Origin of the sequence: Massilistercora timonensis (genome assembly GCF_048354975.1) — a bacterium.
Taxonomy (GTDB): Bacteria; Bacillota; Clostridia; order Lachnospirales; family Lachnospiraceae; genus Massilistercora; species Massilistercora timonensis.
The window spans coordinates 1-6,997 of the sequence record NZ_DBGCJQ010000055.1; the positions used below are offsets into that span (position 1 = coordinate 1).

Genomic DNA, 6,997 nt, shown 5'->3' on the forward strand with positions numbered 1-6,997 from the left:
TCCGGCTCAAGGTAGCGATCCATATGCTCATGGCCGCAAAGGATCAGCCGGGCCCGCTTATCCATGCCTTCCCGTTCCAGAAGCTCCCGGGTCAGCTCCAGCGCTTTTTCCTGGATATCGAAAGCCCAGACCTGCCCCTGTCCCATAGTGGCATCGATATAGACCCCGCCCGCCGGGACAAACCTTTCAAAAATCTCATGGCACCAGTCTGTGATCTGCAAAGACCTCACCCTTCCCATCCTTTCTTTTATACACGCTCTTATCCTTGTCGTATATAAACTATAATAGCATATCGCGCAAAGCCGTGACAACAGATCCTCCGGCGGCCCTCAGGATCCGTTACGGAAAAAACACCTGAGATTTCCGTACAAATCGCTTTGATCACGAAATCTCAGGTGTTTTTGATCGAAAATTCTCAGTTCCTATCCAAAGAACGGCAGAGTCTGCATTACCACGGCGGTCACTGCTGTACAGATGGCCATGGAAGTTACGTTTGCCACCGTCACATGGACGCCTTCCGGAAGCTTTCCTGCGAAGAATTCCGCTACCGGTCCGCCAAGGATTCCGCCCAGGGCGCCTGCAAACAGCGCTACCGGAATGCTGCCGCCAAAGAGCAGTACACAGGCAGGTCCTACACTGACTACCGGCACATAAGTGGCATACCAGCCGCCCTTGTCAAACTTCTTGGCGTAGAGGAAAACGCCAACTGCGGCGCCGGTAAACTGGGAAAGGATGATCGCCGGCACGGTTCCCGCACCGTTTGCTCCGTGAGTCGTGCACAGGCACCAGTCGATCACAGCGCCGATCAGTACGAACACGGACGCTACTTCATTTCCATAGAACGGAGCTTCTGTAAACTCCGCCAGCACTCTCCTTACAAACCATCCTGCACTGTACACATCTTCTTCACGGCCACAGGATTTGTGAGGTTTAACTTCCTTTTTCTCCACCCAGGGCGCCACCTTGCAGACTACGCACACGATGATCCCGGTGATAGCCATGGTCAGTACATTTCCGGTTACTCCCGGCAGGCCGATGGGTGTGATCACATAGCTTCCCAGCCAGGTCGCCACCGGAGCGCAGATCAGACCGCCCAGGATCGAACTGGTAAGAAGCGCGGAGATACTTGGTCCATATAACAGCATTACAGCAGGCGGCGCTCCGACTACCGTGATAAAGGTTGCCGCCCAGGTCACTCCGTCTCCCCGGAAAATATCAATATACCGGAACACGAAGATGGCCAGTGCCAGGGAAAGCAGCTGGGAAGCCAGTACCCAGGGGAACAGGGTGCTGCTGCCATAGCACACATCAAATCCTGCATACTTCGAGCCCTTTACCGCAAGGATCCAGGCCACGATACCACCGACGATCACGCCGGCGCCGGCGAATACGCCCGCATAAAACTGAGCCTCTGTGAAGTCCATCAGGAACCACTGCAGCTGTTTCGGAACTGAATCTGCGATCCCGTCTACGATACTTCCATAGGCCCACGCCTCATTGCTGCCTCCGATCGCCTGCATTCCAAAGTAAAACACGAATCCGATAACCAGGGAGATCACAAGCCCCGCCGCGGATCCAAATCGTTTATCCGTTTTCATTTTCTCACTCCTTCTCTTCCAAAAACCGTATATATACTTCTGTCATCTGCGCCACTTCCTGAAGATCGATCTTCTCGTTTACACAGTGAGCCACTTTGTCGTCCCCCGGCCCTGCGATCACAAAGGGAAGATCTCTTCCTGGCACCAGCTGGGAAGCATCCGTGTAAAAATAATGTCCTCTCAGGCCATCGTCAAGCCCTGTCTCCCCCATCGCTTTTCGCATCCGCTTCACCAGAGGATTCTCCGGTTTCGTCTCCACGGCCGGCCGGTTGTTCATCACCGTCACCTTGCAGGGCACAGGTCTCTCCAAAGCTCCCATGTCTTCTGCCAGTTTTTTGGCGCAGCGGATCAGTTCTTCATGGGAAGTCCCCGGAACAGTCCGGATATCCATCTCCATCACTGCTTCGTCGGGAATGATATTGGTCATCACACCCCCGTTAAAACGAGTGACAGACATGGTATTCTCTCCCAGCTCCTCATGCGCTTCTCCTGCCATGACAGTCTCCCGGAATTTCCGTTCAAACTGCATTGCGTATTCGATGGCGTTGCGCCCGATCTCCGGACGAGAAGCATGGGAAGAAATCCCCTGGATCTCCACTTTCAGCCAGAGAGCGCCTTTTTCACAATAACTTGTCTTACGGGCGGACGGCTCACAGATGATCAGTTCTTTGATCTCCTCCATGCAAGGATCCGCCGCCACTGCCAGCGCGCCGATCCCGTCCTTCTCCTCATCTGCGGTAAAACAGAAGAATACCGGCTCTTCCGGTCCCTTCTCCGCTTCCATCAGATGCTGCGCCGTCAGCATCATAGCTGCCACGCCGCCCTTCATATCTGCGGAACCCCTTCCATAGAGAAAACCGTCTTCCACCACTGCCTCCAGCGGAGGATGGATCCAGTCTTTGTTCTCTGCACAGTCTACAGTGTCCAGATGACCGGCAAATGCGGTTCCCTGCCCTTCCCGGGTTCCTTTGATCTTTACGATCAGCGTTTTCCTGTTTCCGCCGTGATCCAGAAACCGGCTTTCCAGTCTGTGGAAGCTGTCCCTGCTGGAAAGCCAGTCCAGGATCCAGTCAGCCAGAGGGGCTTCATTTCCCTCCGGCTGGCTGGTCCTGGTACGGACCAGATCTTTCAGAAGGGATTCACATACATTGATGTCTGGTCGAATGTTTTTCATATCCAGACCGCCCCCTTCTTCTTTATTTTTTGTAAGAAAACATTACCAGTTCTCCTACTCCTGTCCTTCTTACCATACCAAATCTGCTGATCCATCCGCCGCTTCCTACATTGCGCCGCACTGCACGGTTCTCGAAGGAAGCGATCTCTCCGTTGACGATGGTATAAGTAGCAAGCTTGTCTGCTTTGTCAATGATCGTAACATTTGCCAGCGCGCCGGGAGCCAGATGGCCGACTTTTTCCTTCCACCAGGGATTGCCGGTACGTTTCGCAAAAAGTTCCGCCGGATTGCAGGTCATGGTCGCCACTGCCTGGGAAAGGGTCAGTACGCCTTGCTGCGCCAGCTCGATGATCGCCGGGATATTGTCTCTGGTATCTCCAAAGCCTTTCATGGTAGCCTGGTTCTGACCGTCGGAGATCAGGATCTTTACCTTTCCTGCCTCCAGGGCATCGTAAGCCAGCTTCTGAGATCCTGCAGTCATCTGCAGACCTTCTCTGCTTCCCTTTCCTTCCCGGAGCATGGTGGTTACAAATTCGCCTGTCACATTGTCGCCGTTGATCAGGTTCAGTACTCGCTCCATACCCTCTTCCGGTCCCATATGGCTTCCGCAGCCTGCTGCCGTAGCGTGGGCCAGATGGATCGGACGGCCTTTGGAAAGACCTACCAGTCTCTCTGCGTGCTCCGGATCCTGTGTATGGGACATATAGAGAAGCCCTGCTTTGGATGTGATCTCGTAGATCTTCTCAATATTCTCATCCGACATGATGAAATGTCCCATATGATCCTTGATCCCCACAGTCAGGGCTGCAGTGGTCATGGTGATCGCGTTTCGGGTCATTTTCTCTGACAGTACTTCCGCCGGAAGTTTGCCCTGGAACATAGCGATCAGCTCTTCTACGTTCAGACAGCTTCCCAGCACATTGGCTGCTCCCAGGTAAACGCCCAGGTTGATGGGAACGCCATGGTCTACTTCCGCGCCCAGAAGTGAGGGAGCCATAAAGGTATTTCCTGCTCCCGGAGACAGACCCATGGTCACTCCGTCTTCCGCCGCGCAGAAGATAGGATTGGTGGTCACCTCAAACAGATCTCCCAGATGCAAGTGCATGTCGATCAGTCCCGGACAGACAAGAAGTCCTTCACAGTCGATCACCCGGTCTCCCTTTTCCACCGGAAGATCTACACCACTCTCTGTGATCACACCATCCTGGATGGCAATGTCTCTTACTTCCTCCACCTGATTTGCCGGGTCGATCACGCAGCCGCCTTTCAAAACCAGCCGTCCGCTCTTGAAGGTATCTCCCACGGTATCCTTCATGGCATCGTTCTGTACCGTCGCCAGCGTATCACTAAGAAAGCCAAGTTTGTTGTTATACATGTTCCTACCTCCTTTTCATGGATATTTTCCAGTTAAGAGTAGTATAACAAGAAACCTGGCCATTATCTTTATCCCCCTGGTACAATTCAACACAGGAAGGTTTGTTTGTGTGAAACAATTAACAATTTCATTTTTTATCAATCCGGGATGCCGGGCTGTTGTTCATACGGTAAAGGCTGACCGCGATCTGAAAATTCAGCCGGCTGTCTCCATCCCGGAAATCTTCTCCCAGCACCTCGCAGATCTTGCGGTACCGGTATTTCATGGAGTTATAGTGGATAAACAGTCTCTCCGACGCCCGCTTCAGATTCCAGTCACAGTCGATCAGCGCCTCTGCCGTAGCCAGAAGCTCCCCGTGGTTCTCCCGGTCATAGTCTTTGAGCTTTTCCACATAGAAGGACAGAAATTCCTCTGCTTCCCGGCTTTCTTTTACCAGGCCCAGAAGCTTGTAGACCCCCAGCTCCTCATAGCAGGACACCTGGTCCCTGGGATGTATGGTCCGGGAAATGGCCACCGCTGTCTGCGCCTCCTGAAAGCTCTCGCTGATCTCCAGGATATCCTCCCGGTAACGCCCGACCCCGATGGTCACCGTAAGCTCCAGGGATTTTTGGATCTCTCTGCGGACAGTCTCCAGCAGACCTCTGCACCTGGCATCCTGGGCGCGCCACCTGGATCCGCTCAGAAGAAACACGATCCGGTCGTTAAGTTTGCCGTAGGAAGCCTGGTTTTCCTCCGCTCCCAGTATATTTCTGCTGATCCTCAGCACCCGGGACATCTCCCGCTCCATCTTCTCGTTTTTCTGCCGGTCCAGACCTTCCGCATAACGCTGCTTGAAATCGTCCACATCCACGATAACCGTCACACCGCCCTCGGAGAAATCCCACTGATAGAGCTTCGCCCGGTTCTGGATCTCCTCCCGGGATTTGATATTCCCGTAGATCAGATCCTGTACGAATTCCTCCCGGTACTTCGCTTCGATCTGGGCATTGGAGAGCTGCCGCTGGATCTTCAGGATCAGCACCACCGCCGCCTGCTCCACCGCGATCTTGCGATATTCCGTCAGGGGACTCTCCTCCTTTGCCTGGCCGAAGATCAAGCAGCCATATCTCTCTCCACTGGTCTGCAGCCAGTATATCGGGTATCCCTCCAGGGCCTCCTCCAGTTCCTCTCCCAGGGGAAGATCCTCAAGCGCTTCCCGAAGCTTCTCCCCTTTCTTCGTACTGTAAAGCCGGCGAAACCGGATATCTGCCAGCACTGCCGGACCGGGGATAAAACTCTCCAGCATCTCCAGGATATCCGGCACGCTTCTGTCCTCCAGCACACTCTCCGTGAAAACCCGGTGCAGGTCCTCCGTATACTGGAGCACCTGAGCCTGGGCGTTCACGATCTCTCTTAGCAGTGGATTGATCACGTCTGTCCAGGCAAATTCCACCGGGATGGAGATGATGGGGAAGCCAAGCTCATCCGCCTTCTCCAGCGCCTTTTGAGGCAGATGGTCGATAAACCGGGTAAATTTGATCCCAAACGCGCTTGCGCCATGCTCCACCAGGCGGGCGATAAGATCTTCCGCCTCCTCCGGATGTTCCCGCATCACATAGGCGGAAGTGATAAGGAATTCTCCGCCCTTCATCCACTCATAGATATCCGGGGCATCCATCACACTTACCGTTGTAACCTCCCGGTTTTCCCCCGCTTTCCCTGCAATGATCTGAAAATCATAGAATACTGGCATCTCCAGCATATCTCTGACTGTAAACATATCCTCACGCCTCTTTTTACATCTGCATCTCAAACAGTGACAGCTGATTCGACTCCGGCAGCCCCGTAAGAAGCCCCAGCTCCGCCATGTAATCGATCACCGTCTTGCTGACCTTGGTCCGCTGGCGGAAGTCATCCCTGGAGAGATAGGGGCCGTCTTTGGACGCTTCTTCCACCGCCTCTGCCGCCTTGTCTCCCATGCCGTCGATGCTGGACAGGGGCGGCATCAGTTTCCCGTCGATGATCTGGAACTTAGTAGCCCTGGCCCGGTAAATGTCCAGAGGCAGAAACTCCAGCCCCCGGGCGTACATTTCCTGCACAATGTGCATATCCTTCATGGTATCCTGTTCCTTCTTGCTCAGGGAATCCGAGCGCCGGTTATAATCATCGATATAATACTGCAGCTTCTCCTTCCCCTGGCACATGATCTCGTAGGAGAAGGCGTCCGCCCGGATGCCAAAATACGCCGCGTAATAGGCCAGCGGATAATTGATCTTACAGTAGGCGATCCGGTAGGCCATCATTACATAGGCCGCCGCATGGGCCTTGGGGAACATATACTTGATCTTCTCGCAGGAACCGATGTACCACTCCGGCACCCCGTGTTCCGTCATATCTTTCTTGAACTCCGGCCACTCTTTACATTTTCCCTTGGCGACCGCGCCTTTTCTTACCCGCTCCATGATGGTGAAGGACTCCTCGCTGTCCAGTCCCTTATTGATAAGATAGGTCATAATATCGTCACGGGTACAGATGGCCGTGGAAATGGTTGCCGTACCGCTGCGGATCAGATCCTGGGCATTATTGAGCCACACATCCGTCCCGTGGGACAATCCGGAGATCCGGATCAGGTCCGACAAGGTCTGGGGCTTGGTATCCACCACCATCTGGATAACGAAATCCGTTCCAAACTCCGGGATCCCAAGGCAGCCCACCGGGCAGCCCCCGATATCCTCCGGCCGGATCCCCAGCACTTCCGTGCCGTGGAACAGTTCCATCACCCCCGGATCGTCCAGAGGGATCTTGGTGGCGTCAAACCGGTGATCCGTCTCATTGTATTCATTGTCCATGGCCGGCGAACTGATATAGCTC

The 6,997-nt window shown here is 54.1% G+C and carries 5 protein-coding genes and 1 pseudogene; all 6 read right to left on the minus strand.

The annotated features are described in order from the left end of the window. On the minus strand, positions 1–230 hold a 230-nt coding region (locus tag ACML7B_RS04685; RefSeq protein WP_418539488.1), incomplete at its 3' end, for a class I SAM-dependent methyltransferase. A gap of 192 nt (positions 231–422) precedes the next feature. After that, complete coding sequence (locus ACML7B_RS04690) at positions 423–1,598, minus strand: hypothetical protein (protein WP_346707904.1); 1,176 nt, start codon at positions 1,596–1,598, stop codon at positions 423–425. Positions 1,599–1,602: 4 nt separating this feature from the next. Then, complete coding sequence (locus ACML7B_RS04695; RefSeq protein ID WP_346707903.1) at positions 1,603–2,772, minus strand: M20 family metallopeptidase; 1,170 nt, start codon at positions 2,770–2,772, stop codon at positions 1,603–1,605. A 22-nt stretch (positions 2,773–2,794) separates the two neighbouring features. Continuing rightward, complete coding sequence (locus ACML7B_RS04700; protein ID WP_346707902.1) at positions 2,795–4,147, minus strand: amidohydrolase family protein; 1,353 nt, start codon at positions 4,145–4,147, stop codon at positions 2,795–2,797. 127 nt (positions 4,148–4,274) lie between these two features. Next, on the minus strand, positions 4,275–5,906 hold the full coding sequence (locus tag ACML7B_RS04705) for a PucR family transcriptional regulator (protein ID WP_418539489.1): 1,632 nt from the start codon (positions 5,904–5,906) through the stop codon (positions 4,275–4,277). A gap of 16 nt (positions 5,907–5,922) precedes the next feature. After that, positions 5,923–6,997, minus strand: a pseudogene (locus ACML7B_RS04710) (PolC-type DNA polymerase III); the annotation flags it as partial.

Bases quoted from the DNA above. Each gene is read 5' to 3' on its own strand.
- ACML7B_RS04690 (WP_346707904.1), bottom strand. From the start codon at position 1,598: ATGAAAACGGATAAACGATTTGGATCCGCGGCGGGGCTTGTGATCTCC.
- ACML7B_RS04695 (WP_346707903.1), bottom strand. From the start codon at position 2,772: ATGAAAAACATTCGACCAGACATCAATGTATGTGAATCCCTTCTGAAA.
- ACML7B_RS04700 (WP_346707902.1), bottom strand. From the start codon at position 4,147: ATGTATAACAACAAACTTGGCTTTCTTAGTGATACGCTGGCGACGGTA.
- ACML7B_RS04705 (WP_418539489.1), bottom strand. From the start codon at position 5,906: ATGTTTACAGTCAGAGATATGCTGGAGATGCCAGTATTCTATGATTTT.